Genomic DNA, 19,598 nt, shown 5'->3' with positions numbered 1-19,598 from the left:
GTAGCCGACGGATGTAAAGAAACGATGAATGAGCTGCATGTCCTTCAGCGTCGGTAGGGCAGGGCTGGAAGCCGTGCCTAAGCAAACCATCCGGCGAAGTTGATAGAGAACGCCAGCCTGCAGAGAGGGCTTCGCCGCATTGCACAACAAGCCGTTGCGCGTATCGCAACCATTTCGCACCGCAGGTGCGAATGCCTTGCTTAAGGGGACGGCTTCCAGCCGTCCCGTACGGAAGCTCCACAAAGACTGCGGCTTCAGCCGCTGGGGGCATATTTTTTTACTTACGCCGCCTCAACTTACCATCAGGAGTCAGCTCATACAGCCCACCGTGGTAGTACATCTCTCCCGGCAGATAAGAGCAGAGCCAGATGATGGAACCCATCAGATCGCGCAGCGGATACAGCAGCGTGTAGCGCGCCCAGTTCGGATCGTCCAGTATCCTCAGCATCGTCAAAGCCTGCACCATACGGTTTGCGCAGGCAGCAGCAAGGAATCCAAAACCGAACAGCGGATGACCTGCGAGCAGGCCCCACAGCAGGCCGAGCACACCAAAGGGCAGGGCAAATGTGAGACCGGTGCCAAGGTGTCCCGCGGGCCGCGAGCGGCGCGTGCTCTGCATCCAGCGAAGCTGATTGCGGAAGCTGAGCACCAGCGTGGTCTTCGGCACGGTCAGGTCGATGATGTGCGGGGACATGATTACCCGTTTACCCTGCTCGGCCAGACGATTGCCGAGGATGAAATCTTCAGCATGGTATTGGCCCAGGTCTTCGTACCCCCCGGCATGGTCGAAGGCATCGCGGCGCAGAATCATGGTTACGCCAAGCGAGAACTTTGTGCCCCCTTCTACCATGGTGGCCACCAGAACCCCGGCGCACATCTCCACGGTTTTGCCCATGGCATCAAGAGCGGTGGCAATGCCGGGTTCATCGACAGTTCCGCGGTAGAGGCAGGAGGAGAGCGCGGTGCCGTCTTTCAGGTCCTGTACGCAGCGCAGCAGATAGTCCGGAACAACGCGCGCGTCTGCGTCGCTGGTCACCAGCGTCTCGTGCCTGGCAGCTTCAGCAAGCACGCCGAGCGAGTACATCTTTGCGTTGGGATACTTCGGCTCGCCGCAGGTCAGGTAGCGTGCGTTGACCTGCGGATACCGCTGTCCTACCTGTTGTGCCAGTTGCAGGCCGGCATCGTTGGAGTGACGGGCGATGAAGATCATCTCCCACTCGCCCGGATACTGCTGCTCGAAGAAGGAGACGAGGTTCCGCTCGAGGCCGGGCTCATCGCCATGCAGCGGCTTGCAGACGCTGACGGGAGGGGCAAAGTCGGCAGGCATCCGCTCAGCGGCCTTTTTGCGCCTCCGGTATTTCAGTGCAGCCACAATCACCATGCCGGTATAGATGGCAGACGTAACTGTGCCCAGACTTGCAACAGAGAGCAGGCCCCGGAGAGCCCACCCGCAGAGTGTCAAACTCACTATTTCTTCGGCCCCACTGGTCGCTTGAAAGGCACGAGCCCCGGACCCTGCGGCTGCTGTGCCTGGTGGATGCGGGTGATCATCTCGGTGCGGACGTACTCGACAAAGTGCTGCATCTGCCGGTTCATCTCTTCCATGCGTTCGCGCATCTGCAGCACGATCGCGATGCCTGCGATATTCACACCAAGGTCTCGGGCAAGGTTGAGGATGAACTCCAGGCGCTCCAGGTCTTCGTCGGTGTAGAGACGAGTGTTGCCTTCAGAACGGGAGGGCCGCAGAAGGCCTTCGCGCTCGTATAAGCGAAGCGTCTGCGGGTGAATGTCATACATCTCGGCCACGGCCGAGATCATGTATGCTCCCTTCGACTTACGCTTGGTCGCCATAAACTACTCCCATAGTATTCGACGCGGTTTGTGGTTCGAAAGGATATGTTGCAGCAACCGGCTGAAGTGGACGGCCATCTGAACGGATAGTTATGGGATTTCTCTTCAAGATTGGCAAGCGGATGGCGCTGCGCAAGCTCTATCGGGCGGCGACAGCAACGAATCCGGCGGCCCAGGTGTTGCTGGGCGCTGCAGGTATGGCCGTTACGGCCGGCGCGGTTTATGTGGCGAGCAAACGTCGTAAAGCTGTGCAAAACAAGGTTGTCGTGATCGCCGGTGGATCTCGCGGCCTGGGCCTTGCCCTGGCGCAGCGCTTTGCCCGTGGCGGAGCATCGCTGGTGCTGGCCGCGCGCGATCCCGAGGAACTGCTGCGGGCCCGGCAACTGCTGCTGGACCGCGCCGCTGTCCGTTACGCGGAGGACGTGCTGCTGGTGCCGTGCGATCTGAGTGATGAGGCCGAGGCGGCCGATCTGATCCGGCGCGCGACCACCCACTTCGGGCGCGTGGATGTGCTGATCAACAACGCCGGCATCATCCAGGTCGGCCCGGTGGAGGAGCAGCCCCTTGCCGCCTTCGACGAGGCTATGCGGGTGAACTTCTTCTCGGCGTTGAACACCGTGCATGCGGTGCTGCCGCAGATGCTGGTTCGCCGTTCTGGCACGATTGTGAATATTGCGTCTATCGGGGGCAAGCTTGCCATACCGCACATGCTGCCGTACACGGCGTCGAAGTTTGCGTTGACCGGGTTCTCCGAGGGGCTGCATGTGGAGCTGAAGTCGAAGGGGATTCATGTCACCACGGTGTGTCCGGGGCTGCTGCGGACCGGATCACACGTCAAGGCGGAGTTCCGCGGGCAGCCGGAGAAGGAGTACCAGTGGTTTGCCATGGCGGCGATGCTGCCAGGGCTCTCCGCCAGCACCAAGCGCGCTGCCAACCGCATCTTCAATGCGGTGGCGGCGCGGAAGGCAGAGCTGTTTATCACGCCGCAGGCGTGGCTGGCAGCTCGCATCCACGGTCTTGCGCCAGAGACCACGCAGGCGGTAGCAGGAATCCTGAACGCCTGGTTCCTGCCCGAGGCGCCGGCAGCGACGAAGCATGCACCGGTGGTGCAGGGCAGCGAGCTTCCACAGCCGGAGTTCAAGCCGATTGCCGCCTGGAACGAGCATCTCCAGCGCGAAAACAATCAGACCGCTGAGCAATAACCGTTGGCAATAGTGCTCAGTGTGGTTCCAATCTGCATGATTTTCCTGTAAACTGAGGCTTCGACTCTTCGAAGGAAAAGTGTGTCATGTCAATCAACCCCATCATGCAGAAACTTGCCGCTAAGCTTCAGCGGACCGATCTCCCGAAGTTCGGCCCCGGAGACACCGTGCGCGTGCAGGTTAAGATCAAAGAGGGCGACAAAGAGCGTCTCCAGGCGTTTGAAGGCATTGTGATCGCCACCAAGCAGGGCCCACAGGGCAGCTTCACCGTCCGTAAGATGAGCTTCGGACAGGGTGTTGAGCGCATCTTCCCGTACAACTCCAAGGTTGTCGACAAGGTCGAAAAGGTTCGTTCCTACCAGGTTCGCCGCGCCAAGCTGTTCTATCTGCGCGGTCTGCGTGGCAAGGCTGCCCGCCTGAAGGAAGTCGAGCGCGCCTAGCGCGTCTACGGCGTCAATTTTTCTGACGCAAAAAGCCGGCCCTTTGGCCGGCTTTTTCGTGTTTCTGTTACCTCTTGCTATCTGTGCCGGGCCCCGAAGGTTTGGCGGTGGGAGCAGGCGGCGGAACAGCTACCGGCTTCGGTGCAGCCAGCGTGGGTTTGACCTCTTTGGGCAGATCAGGGGCGGTGGTAGAGACTGCCTTCGCTCCCGGCCAGGCATAGGGCGGACGCCGAAGTGTGCCGTATCCCATGACCGGGAAGCGCGAGCTCATGGTGTACTCCCGGTCGACGCGGACATACGCCGAAGCGGGATGCTTCTGGTGCAGCAGCGGCTTTTCGCTGGCGAGCTGCAGCGTGTGCTCGCTGACCGAGACCGTGAGCGTCTTGCCGTCGAAGGCGTTCTTCTGTTCGATTGCGCCTTCGAATGGCGCTCCGGAGATGACGGTGTTGCCGATGCCCGGGGCATAGATGTAGAGATACTTCAGGTCGGCAATGTCGTAATTCAGCCGCGCTTTGCCGGTCCACCCATCCACGGTGAGTGTGCCCTGTTCGATGGTGACCGGCACCTTCTTCGGTTCTTTCTCTTTGACCGCTTTCAGCTTCTTCCCGTGCTCGTCGTAGCCGAGATTGTCCTTGGTCTGCAGAAGTAGCTTGCCGTGTTCGTCCAACCTGGGCTCGCCGTGCTTGTCGCGCAGAGGCTTTGGCGCCGGGTTGAACATCGGCCTGGCATCGGGGTCGAGCATCTGCTTGCCGGCCTCATCGAGCATCGGGGCGCCCTGCTTGGGAAGTGCATCGATCTGGCTCTGGATCTCAGCCTTGCGCTTGGCCTCTTCTTCCGGATTGACTACCGGCTTGCCTTTCTTGCCGAAGATACCGCGCAGCGTGCCTACGCTCTGATCCTTCTGTTCCTTCTGCTCTTTCTGCGACGCGGCCGGGGGCGGAGCCTGGTCCGCAGGTTTGGCGGCATCCTGCGCCGCAGCCAGGGTGGAGACGCACACGATGAGAGTGAAGATCCGCTTCATAGACATAGATATGCCACGCTCCTCCATGCCCTGCTGTTCCGCGTCATGGGATTTTACCTGCTTTTGATTGCTTCTCTTAGGGAGGCTGCTTCGGTGGAAGCATATCTTATGTCAGGCTCGCAGTCATGAGGAAATTCAGGCGATACACTGAAAGACAGCGCCATGCGTTTCTCCCGTCCCAAAGCCGTCTCCGCCCGTACGGGGAAGGAGCTGGCTCCCTCGACAGCCAAACAGATGATGCTACGTCAGCTCGTGTGCTCCGACGCTCCAGAGCAGGCGCTGCGTTACCGCGGGTACCGGATGATTGCGGGCGTGGATGAGGTTGGCCGGGGAGCTCTCTACGGCCCTGTAGTCGCAGCCGCCGTCATTCTGCCGGAAGCGTGTGCCGAGCTGGCCGAGGCCGGCCTGAAGGACTCCAAGCAGATGGAGCGCGAAGATCGCGAGCGGCTGGACTTGCAGGTGCGGGCCATGGCTCTGGCCGTTTGTGTCGCCGAGGTCGACGCCGAGACTATCGATCGCATCAACATCTACCAGGCGTCGCGGTTGGCGATGTTAAACGCAGTCGCGGGACTCTCTCTGGCGCCGGATCATCTGCTGATCGACGCCATGCGCATCGACCATCCTTGTCCGCAGACAAAACTGATCTACGGCGATTCGCTGTCGCTCTCGATTGCAGCGGCATCCGTGGTGGCGAAGGTTCACCGAGATGCGCTGATGCGTGCTGCCGATGAGCTTCATCCCGGGTATGGAATGGCATCGCACAAGGGATACGCGACACCGGCTCACAGAAGAGCTTTGAAAGAGTTGGGGCCAACGCCGCTGCACCGGCGGAGCTTTGCGCCGGTAGCTGGGGTCGATCCGGATGCGGCGCTGGAAGCAGCGTTGGAGATGGACGATCTACCCTTTGACGAAGAGGTGCTCAGCGAGAGCGCCACTGGAGAAAACGCAGCATGGGATTGAGGATGATGGTCGTCGTCGCACATCCTGACGACGAGTGCTTTGCCTTTGGAGGCGCGATTGCGCTGGCCACACGGCACGGAGTTGAAGTGAGCTGTATCTGTCTCACCGATGGACAGGCAGCGACCAACCGCGGAGTCTCCACCGATGGCAAGGACCTCGGCCGCATCCGCCGTGAAGAGTTTGCGGCAAGCTGCGAGGTTCTGGGCATTCAGCACTATGAGCTGCTGGACTATCATGACGCGCAGCTTGTACATGCCAATATGCATGAGGCCGGCAGAAAGCTGGTGCAGCGCATGCGGAGCTTTCGTCCGCATGTAGTCGTCACCTTCGGTCTGGACGGCGGATTGAATGTTCATCCGGATCACACGATGGTTTCGGCGATTACTTCGGCAGCCTATCACTGGGCAGGACGCGCAAAGCGCTATCCGGAACTCGATCTCGAGCCCCATCTCGCGCAGCGGCTCTATCACATCACCACCAACTTCACGCTTGAGGAGCGCGAGCCATTGATGCCGGCTCCGTGGAGCTGTGTGTTGGATACGGCGGAGGTACTGCCGGTGCGTATCGAGGCCTTTGAGAAACACGCTTCGCAGTTACCGGTGCTGGAGAGTGTACGGCCGTACCTGGATAAGTTTGGACAGCAGGAGTTCTACACGCTGATCTCCGCCGCGACGCCGCAGCCCGCCGCAATGACGCACGACATGTTCGACGGCATCCGCGAATAACCCTCAGGGCACATCGGCAAATTCGGTTGAGACACAACCCTCGTTGCCCCACCCTTTCGCCAGCGGCGAAACGGTGGGGTCCCCGGCGAACTTGTTCGCTTTGGCCTAGCGTGGGGTATCGCGCTTCGCGCGACCTTTTGTTTGTCATCCTGTAGGGATCTGCTTTTCCAAGTTTGGCTCGGCCATTTAAGCCGCGGTAGAAAAGCAGATTTCTCCGCTTACTCGTCACCCCAGCCAGCAAAGCTGGCTGGGGACCCCGAGCGCTCCGAAATAACAAACAAAGGGTGCCGGCGTTCTAAGCACTATAAGTCCCAACGAACGGTAGGGAATGTGCCAGCTTACCCTTCCAGATCGAACTCAATCGGCTCGATGAGGGGCATGAGCCACTGAAGCAGCGCCTGATGCGCGGGATGCGCCGAATAGCCGGCGTAGATTTCTTTGCTTTCGAAGATCATGACGCCGGCGAAGGTGTAGTCCCCCTTGTTGTCGGCAAGGTTCTCGCCGACGTGGACCTCCCGCAGGCCGGGAATTACGCCCTGGAACGCAAGAATCTCGCGCTGGGCGCGTGCGATCTGTTCTTCGGTAGCGCCTGGCTGCCAGCGGAAGAGAAATCCGTGAATAAACATGAAGCTCCTTACTTTCGGCTTCAGAATACCGGAGAGCTGGATCAGGAATTCGACAAGGAGATTGCACTCTGGGCTGGGTTCGCCCATAATCGGCTCGAAACGGAGCCGACAGATGCGCCGCTTACTTTCTCTTCTGGCAATTGCAGTTTCTATGCCTGCGCAACAGGCGCCACAGGTTCAAATGACGCAGTCACAATCAGTTCCTTCGGGAAGTGTGAGTGGGCATATTGTCTGCGCGGATACGCACGCTCCTGCTCGATTCGCACGCGTCAGCCTCTCCCGTCTGCGCGATGCAGGGAGTGACATCCGCCAGGTTGGCGTGATCTTCTCAGGGGGCGGCGGGCAGATGACCACCGATCTGGATGGGTTCTTTGCTATTTCCCATGTCGCTCCTGGAACCTACGCCTTACGCGTCGATCTACCCGGATACCTCGATCCAATGTCTTCTGTGGATCTTCAGGACTGGATGAGTTCCGATCCGCAGAAACAGGACAGGCTGCGGTCCAGCCTGTCGACAGTTACAGTCAACGGTTCCGAGACCGCCAATGTGGATGTGAGCCTGGAACGTGGAGCAGCCATTTCCGGTAAGGTGCTATTTGACGATGGATCACCGGCAGCCGGTGTGACGATGCATGTCATAGATGCGTCCATTGTGAGCCTGCCTGGTGCAGGCAACAGGGGACCTGGGCGGATGCTGCCCGGCCGCTTATACAACACGGATGACCATGGAGCATTTCGCATACTGAGCCTTCCGCCGGGCGAGTACTTGGTGGCAACTTCCGTTAGTATCCAGCGGGCCGTTATTGGTTCCGTAGGAGGCAGCCTCACTCGAACTATCTCCAATCCGCAGACAGTCTATGCGCCAGGCTCATTCCGCAAAAAAAGCGCTGACATCATCAAAGTCTCAGGAACAGATGAGAAAAGCGGGATCACGATTACCATTCCGACGCGAGGCATGCATTTCGTAGCGGGAACGGTCATACAGCAGGCAAATGGAATGCCAGTGTCTGGAGGCAACGTCCAGATGGTGGACGCAGACGACCCGACGTTTATGCTCAATGGCCAGATCGCACCGGACGGCAGTTTCCGAATTGACTTCGTAGCAGCTGGCCAGTACACCCTGCGCGTGACCAGCGCGTTCGACATGCCCGAGCGCAATCATCAGAATGGCGGGTTCTCCGGTTCCGAACGTGTCAGCCACTACTACGGAACGACCGAGCAGACGTTGATTGTCGCATCAGGAGACTCCACTGGAATCACGCTGCAGGTGCCTGCACTCGATGATCCGACGAAGCCGCCGCGTTTCATGGCTCCAGTGCGCGCTGCCGCCAACCCAAAGTGAGTTTCGTCGTCTAGACCTATTTTCCCTGCTACTGGGTGTCCCGGAAGAGGAGTGCAGCGGCGTTTTCATTACGGAAAACACCCATAGATGCGGAAGCCCTACATTACATTTACAGGGAAAATCGTCTAATGGATGAATCCCTGAGATGGGAGCCGGCAGATGTATCGAGCCTCTTTCCTTTTTCTGACGACAGCTCTATCGTTGCATGCCCAATCACCCGCTCCGGCCGTCGGGCGGGAGAACACAGCTCTTCCCGCAGGTCGTGTGACCGGGCATATCTTCTGTGCGGATACTCATGCGCCTGCGCGCCAGGCGAAGATAAGTCTGGTGCCTCTTCCGGAGGAGAACGGTAAGTCTGCAGATCTTCTTCGTCGTGGGCGAGGACGCGGAGAGGGGTTCAGCGATCTTAATGGCGCTTTCGTCATTGACCATGCCTCACCTGGAACATACGCCGTTCAAGTGGAGCTGACGGGCTATCTTGATCCGATGTCAGGGATAGATCTCTCCGATTGGGAGAGCCTTGAGCCTGAGGTGCAGCGGCATCTTCGCGCGACAGGTGTAACGATTCGTGGAGGGGAGGTAGTAGCTCTGGATGTTGAGTTGATGCGCGGCGCTGCGATCAGCGGCCAGATTCTCTACGACGATGGAGCGCCTGCGGCAGATGTCAGCGTGCAGGCGGTCTCATCCCCAACCTCTGCCAATCGCACACGGACAGGAGAGAGGAGCTTGCCCGCGGTATCCACGGATGACCAGGGAAAGTTCCGCATTGCAGGCGTTCCTCCCGGGGAATATCGCGTGATCGCGGGAATGGTGCAGGCGAATGTCTTTGCGAGGGACACGGCACAAGCGGTCAGCCTCTATCTGAACACGCAGCAGCTCTATGCGCCCGGAACCTTCCATAAGAAGGAAGCATCGACCTTCAAGATCGTTGGAAGTGAGGAGATGGGAGGCGTGGCCATCACCATTCCTACACGCGGCCTGCATCTGGTCCGAGGCAGCGTGGTGCGGCAGACAGACGGCATACCAGTAGTGCACGGTGCTGTGCAATTGACGGATGCCAGTGACCGCTCATTTTCCCGGAACGCTGACATCACTCCCGATGGCAGCTTCGTGATCGCCTTCGTGCCTTCGGGAACGTACAGATTACGTGTGGATGGTGCGTTCGATGCGACTGATGCCTCAGGCTCGCAACCGCCCAAGGTCTCTCGTGAATATGGTCCCGTCGAAGAAGAGGTGACTGTATCCACGAACGACGTCAGTGGCATCACACTGCAGGTGCCGGAGAAGCAGACAACGTTGTCTTTCCAGCATTGATGTGGACCATCACTTGTGGAACCGCTTCAGGCGGCCAGAAGTCCTTTTTTATTTCCAGGCACCCTGGCTTCGACCTGGCTGTGAAATTCACCACTCTCGATACCGTGGAGCATTGCCGTAACGGTACCGCCGAATGGAGTTCCGTCGACGTGAATATGCCGGGCACCTCGACAGACGGTCTGGCAGAGAGCAAAACGATTCGGAATTCGATCGAGAGCACGGTAGACCTGGAAGGAGCGCATATCTGAATCCTTTCGAACGCCGCTGCAGAGTGAGGCGTTTTGCTGCTGTAGATTTCAGGCGATCGCAATCGATTGGAGAGACGCGATCCTCTGCTTGTCGTGACGGCCTGGATCGATCTGGAGCTCGATCACGGTTACATCCACCAACTCCACGGAATAGTCTTCGATTTCCTGTGTAGCGCCTCCAGGGCTGAAGGTCCACTGTTGGCGTAATACTTCTCTGCGAGCCTGATTCGCGGACATAGCATATAGCGCGAACTCCTGAGCTCTCTCTGGTCCATCCTCACGGAACTCCAATCGTATGCGGCGAATCGAGAGAGGCTTGTCGAATATCAGGCGGATTACCTGAGGACCAGGCGTTGCCGCTCTCCATCCACCCCGTTCTGTTCCCTGCAAAGCATCTTCGAACGGATATCGAGGATCTTCCGAGGAGATCTCAACGCTCGCGAGCTCCTCCAGGTTGAGCCAATGATCGGAGGATGGAATTACTTGATCGGCATCCGTTGATAGGATCGATTTCCGCATAGCTTGATCTCCGTGTTTCTGATGTAGAGTCCGCCTGCTGAATGGCATTCCGAACACAAGCAACGCCAGGTGCGGTGGCCGATATTACGTGCCGCACTATCTTGGATGCATGCCCATTGTCTTCCGGATGTGAAGCACGATCAGCAATCAGCTGTGCTTGGTGATGTAGCTCGGTGCGTGCAGTTTCAGGGGGTGACCCGCTCGCTTTTTTGATCAGGCGATATTGGCGTTTTCCGTGCTTTCCGTTTGCGTACGCAATGAGCGAGGAAGTTCAGATGGGTGAAATTCGATACCATCTTCCACAAGCTTCTGCGCAGTCCGTGCCAAGGTTGCCCGTTTTGTCTCCATCTTGCCGATTGCGGCGTCACGTTCCGCTTCCGAGGCAAAGACCTCGTACTTTGCCAGGTGGGCCAGCTTGCGGTCGAAGAGGGCGATCTCCTCATGGAGAGATTTCAGGTAGTACTTGTCTTGCACTTTAGCGGGCTTCTGCATATTGGGTCTCCTTTGGACAGGGCTTTGAAGAGTCAATCAATTGCGAATACGGGTTCATACAAGAAAAGGGAGCAGTAAGCTCCCTTTCTATCGATCCTGTTGCTTTCTCTTAAGAGACAACTTCAACGTCTTCGGCCTGCCAGCCCTTTTGGCCTTTCACTACGTTGAAACGTACTGTCTGACCTTCCTGCAGGCTACGGAATCCGTTGCTTTTGATCGCTCTATGATGAACGAAAACATCCTCACCGCTCTGACGGCTGATAAAACCAAATCCCTTTGCATCGTTGAACCACTTCACGATTCCTTGTTCCATGACTTATTCCTTGTAATTTGAGTACCGCCGAACGCAATGTGGAGTGTTTGCGAGTAGAGGCAAGCCGGAACCAGCAAGTAGACCAGATCGGATTCTTCGATCTGTTATAGGATACCACCCTTGCGGCTATGAGTCTGTCGATGGACTAAGTCGCTTGGAATGTTCATGGAAGTTCGCCGCGCGATGCAAAATGGGGTCGACGGAGAAATTGTGTAGTTATGGTTTGCATGTCAGAGCGGCTAAACGGCAGGCGATGAAAGCCATGATTTTGCGAGTCCTGACTTCCTGGAACCGGCCTGCATCTCAAGGCATCCTATCCGCATGGAAAAGGTTAAGCTTGGCTCTCAGGGTGCTATCGTCTCTCGCATCGGTCTCGGCTGCATGGGAATGAGTGAGTTCTATGGCGATCGCAACGATACGGAATCAGCCGCAACCCTGCTGCGATCGCTCGATCTCGGCATCACCTTCCTCGACACCGCGGATGTCTATGGCTTCGGCGACAACGAGGTTCTCGTCGGCCAGACCATCAAGCCTCGCCGCGATGAGGTCTTTCTGGCGACCAAATTCGCAAATCTGCGCAAGCGCGAAGATCCAGCCTACTGGGAAGTCTCCGGACGTCCCGAGTACGTACATCAGGCGATCGACGCTTCACTGCAGCGCCTCGAGCTCGACTATGTCGATCTCTACTATCAACACCGTGTCGATCCGAATGTGCCGATTGAAGAGACCGTCGGCGCCATGGCTGAGCTGGTTACGGCAGGCAAGGTAAAGTATCTCGGTCTTTCCGAAGCGGGTCCGGAGACGATTCGCCGCGCACACAAGGTACACCCCATCACCGCGCTGCAGACGGAGTACTCACTCTGGGAACGCGACGTGGAAGATGAGATCCTCGCCACCGTGCGTGAGCTCGGTATCGGCTTTGTGCCTTACTCTCCGCTAGGCCGTGGCTTCCTTACCGGAACGATCAAAGATACGTCGACACTTGATGCTTCCGACTCGCGGGCGGCGCGGTATCCGCGCTTCTCGGGAGACAACCTGGACAAGAACCTCCTCCTGGTGGCGAAGCTCGAAGAGCTGGCGGTGAAGAAGGGCGTCAAGCCCAGCCAGCTTGCGATTGCATGGGTGCTGGCGCAGGGCAGTGATCTTGTTCCGATTCCTGGTACGAAACGCCGCAAGTATCTGGAAGAAAATGCAGCAGCAGTTGAGATTCAATTCACAACAGAAGAGCTGGCGGAGATTGAAGCTGCGGTTCCGAAAGGCGCCGTTTCAGGCGATCGATATAACGCCACGGGAATGAAAACCATCAACAGGTGATTGAGTTATTTTCTGAAAGGCGCGGCTGCGGTCGCGCCTTTTTCCTAGTGCGTCATCCCATAGATGACATAATTTACGCCGAGCTTGATGCCCATCTCTGAATACTTCAGCGGATACCATGGCGAGTCGTAGTATTCCCATGAGTCGCCGATATCAGAGTTGAGGCTGAACGCCACCATCAGTCTGCCTTTGTCGTCGTAGATGCCCTTCCAGTGCGCGACACGACCGTCTTTCTTATACCCCGTGTTCAGGTGCTCTGCTCCCGGTACCTGGATGCGGTCATTCAGATCGAAGAGCACGTGAAAGGCGGGGTCGTTGTCAGGAATGTCGACGAGGTCGCGCTCAGGGAAGACCATCTTCATGGTTCGGGTGAAGTAGGCCTCTTCTTCCGATCCATGACAGTCGTCGGCCATGAAGAAGCCTCCACGCATCAGATAGTCACGGAGCTTGGCGCCCTGTTTCTCGGTAAGTCCCCACTCGCCGACCTGTACGGCATAGACCCAGGGATAGTCGTAAACCTCATCGCCGTTTTCCAGGTTAACGGGCTGTTCGACGCTGCGTGCATCGACGCGCGTCAGCCGGCGCAGACTTGCGGCGAAGTCGCGGTCGGCCTTGGGATAGTCCTGCGTCCAGAGGGAGAGTCCTTGCTGCCATGGCCCATCGAAACGGCCGCGATAGCCGTCGAGCGGACCTCCGGGAAACATCAGCCGCGCGAAGGTCCACTCTCCTGGTTTTTGCCAATCGGAGGGGAGGGGGGCACTCCGGCCGTACTCCACGGAGGGATATTCGCGAAAGTTATGCTGAAAACCGCGTTGGGCATACCCAACGCCGAGCAGCGCAAGTGCGATTCCCGCGCGGGTTATACGCCGCAACTGCATTCCAGCTCCTGTTTGGCCAGAAGATAGCACGCCGCCCCTTCGCCAGGGACAGCGCGCCCGATGTCTACTTGGACGCAAGCTATCGGGAAAGCGACAGCTCTGGATGATATGTCATCCTCAGAAGAGGTCATGCCGCATAAGGCTCAACAGCGTTTCACGCAAGAGATTCTCTCTGCAGGGCATGACCTCGCAAGGTGTCTGCGCGTCCTGCCCGGCGGTCTGTTCGCAGAGTTCGATGGTGGGCTGCTGCACCCGGTCACTGTGAGCAATGGGCATCCGCCGGTGGCGCACGATGGGCAGGGTTGTTTTAGTGGCTTCTGCTTTCACATCACCCACTCAAAGACTGGGGCCGGCCAGACCGCTGCCGGGACCTTCACTTTCTCCGGATCGCCTCACGAGGCGGAGAGGGCGTTGCTTGCCGCCGGGTTTCGCAGAAGGCGTGGCGCCCATGCTGGAAAACGGGAGTTCCGGACACGTGGCTCCTGGCTCACTGGAGCGAATTCGGCGCACTTCCTGCTGATTGAGGGGCCTGTGAACTTATCTGGAGAAAACACGGCACAAGGGGAGTTTCACTTCGGTGAGCACAACCCTTACTCCCCGCTCGGCTGGCTATTGCACTGGTTCTTCGAGGCCCTTCGCTAAGACCCCGATACTCCGACCTGCCTTCCGCCACCGAAGATCCGCTTGAAAAAGTGCCCAATCGCCGTGAAGGCATTTGGTTTGGAGGCCGGCTTTGTAGCAGCTTTCTTGGGTTGTTCGGCGGGCTGGGGCTCCGGAGCAGGCGGAGGAGGAACGGGCTTCGGCGCATTGCCATTCACGGAGAGCGTCGTAGCGATCTGGGTATGTACCTCTCCAACAGGCACTGGAGCAGTCACGGGGCCAGGCGCCAGACCGGCTGACTGGGCCTCTGGGAAGGGATGTTCGGCGGCGGCTTGTGTCGGTGTAACCGGTTTCCCCTCAGCGACGATCTGAACCGGGATCGGTACAGGCTCCGGCTGGGGCGGCGGGCAGCCGCAGGCGGTGGTCTCAGTATCGATCACACGTGTCAGTGATCCGCCGACAAACAGCAGGTGCTGTCCGGGTTTGATGAAGTAGCCTTCCGGGCCGAAGGCGCTGGTGACGTGGAGCAGGGGAGCATCCGCCTTGCTGCGGTTATCCACGCAGGTGTCGCCGTTGGGGGTAACCCGAAGATGCAGATTGAGCTCACCTGTCGCGCTTGCCTGGAAACGCAGGTCAGGGGTCATCAACATGTCAGAAGCAGTTACCTGGAAGCTCGCCTCCAGAGCTCCACGGTCCAGAGCGAGCAGCAGCGGAGGATCGGCGGAGTTCGCCTGGGAGACATGGATCGACGAGGTAGAGCACACGCGCACCACGCCGCCACGGGTCAGTGTCAGCTCTGCAGTGCGATTGATCGCTGCGGTGATCGATCCCTGGTTGGCGATCGTGGCCTTCTGGTTTGAGACCGTGACCAGACCGCTGATGGATGCATTCTCGGTGGTAACAGTGCCAATAGGCTGTTGAGCCGGCGAGACAGCAACCAACAGCACGAAGACAGCAGCAAGACCTATGCCTTGCCGGACCGGTCCCACTCCGTGCTGTGTTCGAGCTGTCATTTACATCTTCAGAAAGTTCGCGATCAGCTTTTTGCCGTCCGCCGTCAGAACAGACTCCGGATGAAACTGTACTCCCTCGATCGGTAGAGTTTTGTGACGCAGACCCATGACCGTGCTTCCGGCTGGGTCCTGGGTGCGCGCGGAGACTTCCAGCTCGGGCGGCAGCGACTCCTCGGTCACAATCAGCGAGTGGTAGCGGGTGCAGGTCATCGGCGTCTGAATGCCGTGAAAGACGGTCTTGCCGTCATGCTCCACCTCGCTGGTCTTGCCGTGCATCAGGCGGGCGGCGCGGGTGACGGTGGCGCCAAAGGCCGCGCCGATGGACTGATGGCCGAGACAAACGCCGAGGATCGGCACACCGGCACTTCGGGCAGGTCCGGCAAAGTGGCGGATCAGATCGATGGAGACGCCTGCATCCTGCGGCGTGCAGGGACCGGGGGAGATGACGATATGCGAGGGCTTAAGCGCCTCGATCTCCTCGGGCGACAGCTCATCGTTGCGGCGGATGACCAGCTCAGCGCCCAGCTCGCCCATGTACTGCACCAGGTTGTAGGTGAAAGAGTCGTAGTTATCCAGAACGAAGACCATAGCTGAGAAATCCCTGTCTTTAGTGTATCGCTCGAAATTCCGCATCCGGCGGAGTTGCGGTATGGTTGCCAAGAAGGAGTAAAGAATCTGTGGGTTTGCGAACCTCCGGCGCCTTGTTGCTGCCGTTATGCGTCACCCCTGCCCTTGCGCAGAAGCCTGCCTCGACCGCTACTCCGGGGCTGGCGGAGCGTAGACTCGCGGGCGTCGATATCCAGGCGGGCCGGTATAAATTGCCCGTCGACCTGCACAAGAACGCCGTGATGATGGAAAACGACGCCAACGGCTCGGGTGGAGGAGACGAGTCGGTGGAGTGGGATACGCCGGCCTGCCATGTGCGCGTGCTCTCACGCTACGCCGACCCAAAAGGCGCGCGCACGACCTATTCGGCCACGGTCACCCGGCCCGAGGATCAGCCTGCGGTCAGTAAACCCGAACCGGGCAGTTGTGCGACATTCCGCGGAGTCGGTATGGGTGACCCTGTATCGAAGGCGCTTGCCGCCTACGGCTCTCGCGTCACTATCACCCCCGGAAAGCGTCCGCAGACGACGCTGCTGCACTGGGAGTGGCAGAACGGCACCGTCCTGGAGATAACACTTGACGCAAAGAGCCTGATTGTCGGCCTGGACCTAACGGGGAATGTCGAGTAGTTACTGGGATGCGTTCGACAATTCGATTGGTCGTCGATCGCTCAGGGCAGAGCCGAAACTGGGTGGGAGCAGCGGGCTTCAGCCCGCTGATAAAGGCGTAAAAGTAAATGGCTTTAGCCCTGGGCCTTCTCTGTCCGTTAGGAAAAAGCCCAGGGCTAAAAGCCCATTTCTATCTTGAGCCGATAGACCGTGGGCTAGAAGCCCACGGCTCCCACCCGTTTCGAGTTTCGCTCGAATCTTGTTGTCGGTTTCTGGACTTGGATTCGCGTTATCGGGCTACCAGAACATGAAGCTGAACTTGTCGACGTAGCTCTTGACGGAGGTCTGCTTTTCATCGCCATCCATCTGGTAATTCACCGTAACTCCGTACCAGTCGGCCGGCACCCAGAAGGGAGCAATCGTCTTGTTCAACACAACCGATTTCCCGTTCAGCGTGATGGTCTGATACGTCAGCGTGTTGTCGTCGTTGCGCTTTCCGCTGATGGTGACGTGGTTCCATGCATCCTTCATCGGGGCGCATGGGATGCCTGTAGCCTCCCACTTCTTATCGATGTTGTTCCATAAGGCCCAGACGTGACCGCCGCGAAGCCGGCACTCTGTTCCCCAGGTCATGCCAGCGGAGTTGAGAAACCAGTTGATATCGAATTCGAGTGCCTGCGTGTGCACTTCGTCATAGCTGGTGACGTAGAAGTAGGCATCGTAGGTGAAGTTCTTCGTCGCTGCGATGAGCTTGTGGTCAATGTCCGGAAGGTTCTGTGATGAAAACGCTCCGATCAGGTGATTCCAGAAGAGCACGTCAGAGTAAGGCAGCGCGCCGCCAAGGTTGAACTGCGTCGCAGATCCTGTTAACGACGGCGACGCAATATTCCGGTTGTAGGAGTAGGTGACTCCGTCGCACGCTCCAGGTTCAGTATGGTCGACGCAGTTGTCGTAGTACGGGGCCTTCTGACCCGACATATTCCATGTGGGGCTTGCCTGCAGGTTGGTGAAGGTATTCGATAGCCCTACAACCACAAGATCGATAGGCGTCTTAGCGGAGCCTCCACAGTTATCTCGGGACAGCACCACGGTCTGGTGTGCGCCGGGCGACAGCGCGGCCTGATAGTTGAGGGTATTGCCCTGTTCGGTCTCGATAAGCTGGCCATCCACGTACAACTCCATCGCCGCAATACCGGAGGCGCAGGTTGTCGTTGCGGAGGCTACAAAGGCGGGCACGGTGCTCGATTTACCTGCACTCGGAGAGTTGACCCAGACCTCAGTCTTAGCCGTGACGGTGATGGGAACCGACAGCTTCGACGAGCTGCCGCAGAGATCCGACGCCTCCACCACAGTGTCGTGAGAGCCAGGAGTGAGCGACAGAGTCGTATTGAGAGAGCCACCCTGAACGACATAGACGAGCTTGTTATCCACGTAAACGCCCATCGAGGCGATGCCCTTACTACATGCATTGGCCGTTGCCGTAGCGACGTACGTGACGTTCTGGCCGGTCGTCTGTCCGATGAAGGGCTGCGAGAGCAGGATGGTGGGAGTGTTGCTGCCGGAAGAGCTGCCGCTCCCTGACCCTGTGTTACTGCCGGAGCCGGAGGAGCTTCCGGAACCCGTGCTGCCACTGCCTGAAGAGGAGCTACCCGTATCTGAACCAGAGCTGCTGCCGGAGCCTGAAGAAGAGCTTCCGGTTCCTGAACCGGAGCTGCTGGAGCCGGAGGAACTTCCTGAACTTGCGCTGCCACTACCCGAGGACGAACTGCTGGTCCCGTTCGATGTGCCAGAAGAGGACCCGGAGGTCGTCGTTCCGGAGCTGGATGAAGCCGCTGCCGAGAGCAGGCTCAGCGAGCCTCCACTGCCGCATCCGGCCAGGAGCACTGTCATAAACACAGCAAGGGTCACTCCGCTTTTGCGGATGTCAGGACACGAGGGGAGAAGCATGGTTGCTGTCAGTACTGTAGCGGGATAGGACAGAAACGCAGGCAGAAAGAGCCAGGGGAACGAGTTTCGCTTCCCAATTCAGAACTCCGGGAGAGAGAGGTGGGTGTTTACCGGTGCACGGGGTGCCCATCAATCGGGGTCCCCGCGAACATGGTTCGCAGGGGTGAACTATTCGAGCGAAGCTCGAACCGTCTTTTTCGTTGTCATTTCGTAGCGACCAAAGGAAGCGGAGAAATCTGCTTCTCAACCCATACGTTTCCTACGATCGCCCAAGCTAGGAAAGAGATCTCGCTTCGCGAGACCTCCCACCCATCGCGATGCGATGGATGGGGCACCCAATTCCGTGGTTGTCAAAGCGCTCAGGCAACTAGCAACCAGGAACTAGTAACTAGGACCGCTCTTTCCACACCGGCCGCGGGATATCGAAGGTGTCGCGCGTGCGTGTATAACCGCCGCCCAGGCCACCCTGCATGCGGCCGATCTGGTGAATTGCATGGACGTCCATGTTCAGCTTCTCCAGATCAGAGAACGCGCTCGTCAGTACGTGAGCGTAGACAACCTCACCGAGGATGATCTTGCTTGTTCGGCCAGGCTGGATGGTCTGCAGCAGGCGGCACTCCAGGGCAGCAGGCGACTCCAGAATGCGTGGGGTCTTCACAGCCACGCCGGGAGCCAGCGTCAGACCGGCAAGCTCAATCTCATTGACGTGATGAGGAGCCTCCACCGCCGTGATATTCATCGCCTCGGCAGTCTCTTCGGTCACGATGTGAACGGTGAACTCTTCGGTCTCAATGATGTTGGTGTAGGTATCCTTGTCCGCTCCAGTGGAGTGCATTCCAAATCCAACACCGACGACTGGCGGGTCGGAGGCAAGCATATTGAAGAACGAGAAGGGCGCTGCGTTCAGATGCCCCTTGGTCGACCGCGAGACCACCCAGGCGATGGGGCGCGGCACGACGAGGGAAGCCAGTAGCTTATAGACGCCGCCGGGCGCCATGGTCGAAAGATCGAACGACGTAAACTCCGCACTCATGGAGCAGATTGTATGGATTTGTGCTGCAGCGCGTCGAGCAGTGCCTGCAATTGTTCCGGAGCCAGGTTCGTGAGCGGTTTATCGAAATATGCCTGGGAGGCGGCCGCGAAACCGACGATATCCTTGTCCGTCGTTGGGCCGCTGTGCAGCGGTCCGAAGTTGGCGTGATTGATGTAGAGCTGCAATTGCTCGTCTGCACTCAGACGGTGATCGAGTACGGAGGCAAAGACGCGGCGCTGCAGATTGCGAATCGGATTGGGACGGTACTGGCCGGGGAAGAAGAACAGGGCCTCCGCAACTGCCTCGGATAGGGGACGCGCATTCCGGATCTGCTCCAGCAGGGCCGCCGGTACCTGCGCTGTACGGATAGTTGGCGCGGTCCGTGCAAGCTCGCGGTTATACGCCTCAGTGACGACCGCAGGTGTGGAGAAGTATGCCCATGTCCACATGCCTGACAGCAAAACACATGGAATTGCCACGATCAGCAGCACTGTGGAGACGATGGTTCGCATCTAGTGAGTTTAACGTGTTGGCCTGAGGGACGCG

General features: G+C 58.5%; 24 protein-coding genes. 11 read left to right on the top strand and 13 right to left on the bottom strand.

Annotated elements, in window-relative coordinates:
* Positions 1-277: 277 nt before the first annotated feature.
* Positions 278-1,468 (bottom strand): glycosyltransferase, encoded by a 1,191-nt coding sequence (locus FTW19_RS20445; protein WP_246153420.1) that lies wholly within the window; start codon positions 1,466-1,468, stop codon positions 278-280.
* The gene (locus tag FTW19_RS20440; RefSeq protein WP_147649412.1) at positions 1,468-1,851 is read right to left on the bottom strand and encodes a MerR family transcriptional regulator; all 384 of its coding nucleotides are present in this window, start codon (positions 1,849-1,851) and stop codon (positions 1,468-1,470) included. The genes FTW19_RS20445 and FTW19_RS20440 overlap by 1 nt, the downstream gene beginning before the upstream one ends.
* Before the next feature lie 92 nt (positions 1,852-1,943).
* On the opposite strand from FTW19_RS20440, the gene FTW19_RS20435 reads away from it, so the two are divergent.
* On the top strand, positions 1,944-3,053 hold the full coding sequence (locus FTW19_RS20435; RefSeq protein ID WP_246153419.1) for an SDR family NAD(P)-dependent oxidoreductase: 1,110 nt from the start codon (positions 1,944-1,946) through the stop codon (positions 3,051-3,053).
* An 86-nt stretch (positions 3,054-3,139) separates the two neighbouring features.
* Positions 3,140-3,493: a 50S ribosomal protein L19 gene (rplS, locus tag FTW19_RS20430; protein WP_147649411.1), complete on the top strand. Its 354-nt coding sequence runs from the start codon at positions 3,140-3,142 to the stop codon at positions 3,491-3,493.
* A gap of 67 nt (positions 3,494-3,560) precedes the next feature.
* Here the strand turns inward: rplS and FTW19_RS20425 are convergent, their stop codons facing one another.
* On the bottom strand, positions 3,561-4,520 hold the full coding sequence (locus tag FTW19_RS20425; RefSeq protein ID WP_147649410.1) for a hypothetical protein: 960 nt from the start codon (positions 4,518-4,520) through the stop codon (positions 3,561-3,563).
* Between the two features lie 231 nt (positions 4,521-4,751).
* Here FTW19_RS20425 and FTW19_RS20420 point away from each other — a divergent pair, with 231 nt between their 5' ends.
* Both FTW19_RS20420 and FTW19_RS20415 read left to right on the top strand, forming a co-directional pair.
* Positions 4,752-5,474, top strand: a complete 723-nt coding sequence (locus tag FTW19_RS20420) for a ribonuclease HII (RefSeq protein ID WP_246153773.1) — start codon at positions 4,752-4,754, stop codon at positions 5,472-5,474.
* A complete protein-coding gene (locus FTW19_RS20415) occupies positions 5,465-6,199 on the top strand; it encodes a PIG-L deacetylase family protein (RefSeq protein WP_147649408.1) in 735 nt (244 codons plus the stop codon). Before FTW19_RS20420 ends, FTW19_RS20415 begins: the two co-directional genes overlap by 10 nt.
* Before the next feature lie 338 nt (positions 6,200-6,537).
* Here FTW19_RS20415 and FTW19_RS20410 read toward each other — a convergent pair whose 3' ends face one another.
* Complete coding sequence (locus tag FTW19_RS20410; RefSeq protein WP_246153418.1) at positions 6,538-6,912, bottom strand: Dabb family protein; 375 nt, start codon at positions 6,910-6,912, stop codon at positions 6,538-6,540.
* A gap of 25 nt (positions 6,913-6,937) precedes the next feature.
* Here FTW19_RS20410 and FTW19_RS20405 point away from each other — a divergent pair, with 25 nt between their 5' ends.
* From FTW19_RS20405 to FTW19_RS25900, 3 genes are all read left to right on the top strand, one after another.
* Positions 6,938-8,167: an MSCRAMM family protein gene (locus FTW19_RS20405; protein WP_187143077.1), complete on the top strand. Its 1,230-nt coding sequence runs from the start codon at positions 6,938-6,940 to the stop codon at positions 8,165-8,167.
* A 159-nt stretch (positions 8,168-8,326) separates the two neighbouring features.
* Positions 8,327-9,481, top strand: coding sequence for a carboxypeptidase regulatory-like domain-containing protein (locus FTW19_RS20400; protein ID WP_147649405.1), 1,155 nt, complete (start codon positions 8,327-8,329; stop codon positions 9,479-9,481).
* A gap of 80 nt (positions 9,482-9,561) precedes the next feature.
* Positions 9,562-9,729, top strand: a complete 168-nt coding sequence (locus FTW19_RS25900) for a hypothetical protein (protein WP_187143076.1) — start codon at positions 9,562-9,564, stop codon at positions 9,727-9,729.
* Positions 9,730-9,777: 48 nt separating this feature from the next.
* Here the strand turns inward: FTW19_RS25900 and FTW19_RS20395 are convergent, their stop codons facing one another.
* From FTW19_RS20395 to FTW19_RS20385, 3 genes are all read right to left on the bottom strand, one after another.
* On the bottom strand, positions 9,778-10,248 hold the full coding sequence (locus FTW19_RS20395) for a hypothetical protein (protein WP_147649404.1): 471 nt from the start codon (positions 10,246-10,248) through the stop codon (positions 9,778-9,780).
* Between the two features lie 213 nt (positions 10,249-10,461).
* Positions 10,462-10,740 (bottom strand): hypothetical protein, encoded by a 279-nt coding sequence (locus FTW19_RS20390; protein WP_147649403.1) that lies wholly within the window; start codon positions 10,738-10,740, stop codon positions 10,462-10,464.
* A gap of 109 nt (positions 10,741-10,849) precedes the next feature.
* Positions 10,850-11,053 (bottom strand): cold-shock protein, encoded by a 204-nt coding sequence (locus FTW19_RS20385; RefSeq protein WP_147649402.1) that lies wholly within the window; start codon positions 11,051-11,053, stop codon positions 10,850-10,852.
* Positions 11,054-11,374: 321 nt separating this feature from the next.
* On the opposite strand from FTW19_RS20385, the gene FTW19_RS20380 reads away from it, so the two are divergent.
* The gene (locus tag FTW19_RS20380; RefSeq protein ID WP_147649401.1) at positions 11,375-12,367 is read left to right on the top strand and encodes an aldo/keto reductase; all 993 of its coding nucleotides are present in this window, start codon (positions 11,375-11,377) and stop codon (positions 12,365-12,367) included.
* Positions 12,368-12,411: 44 nt separating this feature from the next.
* Here the strand turns inward: FTW19_RS20380 and FTW19_RS20375 are convergent, their stop codons facing one another.
* Positions 12,412-13,245: a DUF4159 domain-containing protein gene (locus FTW19_RS20375; RefSeq protein ID WP_147649400.1), complete on the bottom strand. Its 834-nt coding sequence runs from the start codon at positions 13,243-13,245 to the stop codon at positions 12,412-12,414.
* Positions 13,246-13,353: 108 nt separating this feature from the next.
* On the opposite strand from FTW19_RS20375, the gene FTW19_RS20370 reads away from it, so the two are divergent.
* Positions 13,354-13,887: a hypothetical protein gene (locus FTW19_RS20370; RefSeq protein ID WP_147649399.1), complete on the top strand. Its 534-nt coding sequence runs from the start codon at positions 13,354-13,356 to the stop codon at positions 13,885-13,887.
* Here the strand turns inward: FTW19_RS20370 and FTW19_RS20365 are convergent.
* Both FTW19_RS20365 and FTW19_RS20360 read right to left on the bottom strand, forming a co-directional pair.
* Positions 13,884-14,858 carry a nuclease gene (locus tag FTW19_RS20365; protein ID WP_147649398.1) on the bottom strand — a complete coding sequence of 325 codons (975 nt, stop codon included), beginning with the start codon at positions 14,856-14,858 and terminating at the stop codon, positions 13,884-13,886. The genes FTW19_RS20370 and FTW19_RS20365 overlap by 4 nt on opposite strands.
* The gene (locus tag FTW19_RS20360) at positions 14,859-15,446 is read right to left on the bottom strand and encodes an anthranilate synthase component II (protein ID WP_147649397.1); all 588 of its coding nucleotides are present in this window, start codon (positions 15,444-15,446) and stop codon (positions 14,859-14,861) included.
* Between the two features lie 89 nt (positions 15,447-15,535).
* Here FTW19_RS20360 and FTW19_RS20355 point away from each other — a divergent pair, with 89 nt between their 5' ends.
* Positions 15,536-16,093, top strand: coding sequence for a hypothetical protein (locus tag FTW19_RS20355; RefSeq protein ID WP_147649396.1), 558 nt, complete (start codon positions 15,536-15,538; stop codon positions 16,091-16,093).
* Between the two features lie 276 nt (positions 16,094-16,369).
* Here FTW19_RS20355 and FTW19_RS20350 read toward each other — a convergent pair whose 3' ends face one another.
* Positions 16,370-17,515, bottom strand: coding sequence for a hypothetical protein (locus FTW19_RS20350; protein ID WP_147649395.1), 1,146 nt, complete (start codon positions 17,513-17,515; stop codon positions 16,370-16,372).
* 7 nt (positions 17,516-17,522) lie between these two features.
* Between FTW19_RS20350 and FTW19_RS20345 the strand changes: the two genes are divergently transcribed.
* The gene (locus FTW19_RS20345; protein ID WP_147649394.1) at positions 17,523-18,047 is read left to right on the top strand and encodes a hypothetical protein; all 525 of its coding nucleotides are present in this window, start codon (positions 17,523-17,525) and stop codon (positions 18,045-18,047) included.
* A 360-nt stretch (positions 18,048-18,407) separates the two neighbouring features.
* Here FTW19_RS20345 and FTW19_RS20340 read toward each other — a convergent pair whose 3' ends face one another.
* Positions 18,408-19,052 carry a flavin reductase family protein gene (locus FTW19_RS20340; RefSeq protein ID WP_222705481.1) on the bottom strand — a complete coding sequence of 215 codons (645 nt, stop codon included), beginning with the start codon at positions 19,050-19,052 and terminating at the stop codon, positions 18,408-18,410.
* Positions 19,049-19,564, bottom strand: coding sequence for a transglycosylase domain-containing protein (locus FTW19_RS20335; RefSeq protein WP_147649393.1), 516 nt, complete (start codon positions 19,562-19,564; stop codon positions 19,049-19,051). The genes FTW19_RS20340 and FTW19_RS20335 overlap by 4 nt, the downstream gene beginning before the upstream one ends.
* Positions 19,565-19,598 lie beyond the last annotated feature (34 nt).

It is taken from the genome of Terriglobus albidus, assembly GCF_008000815.1.
In the GTDB taxonomy this organism is placed as follows: Bacteria; Acidobacteriota; Terriglobia; order Terriglobales; family Acidobacteriaceae; genus Terriglobus; species Terriglobus albidus_A.
The sequence above is the reverse complement of the archived record's forward strand: the minus strand, read 5'-3'. Positions and strand labels throughout refer to the sequence as shown.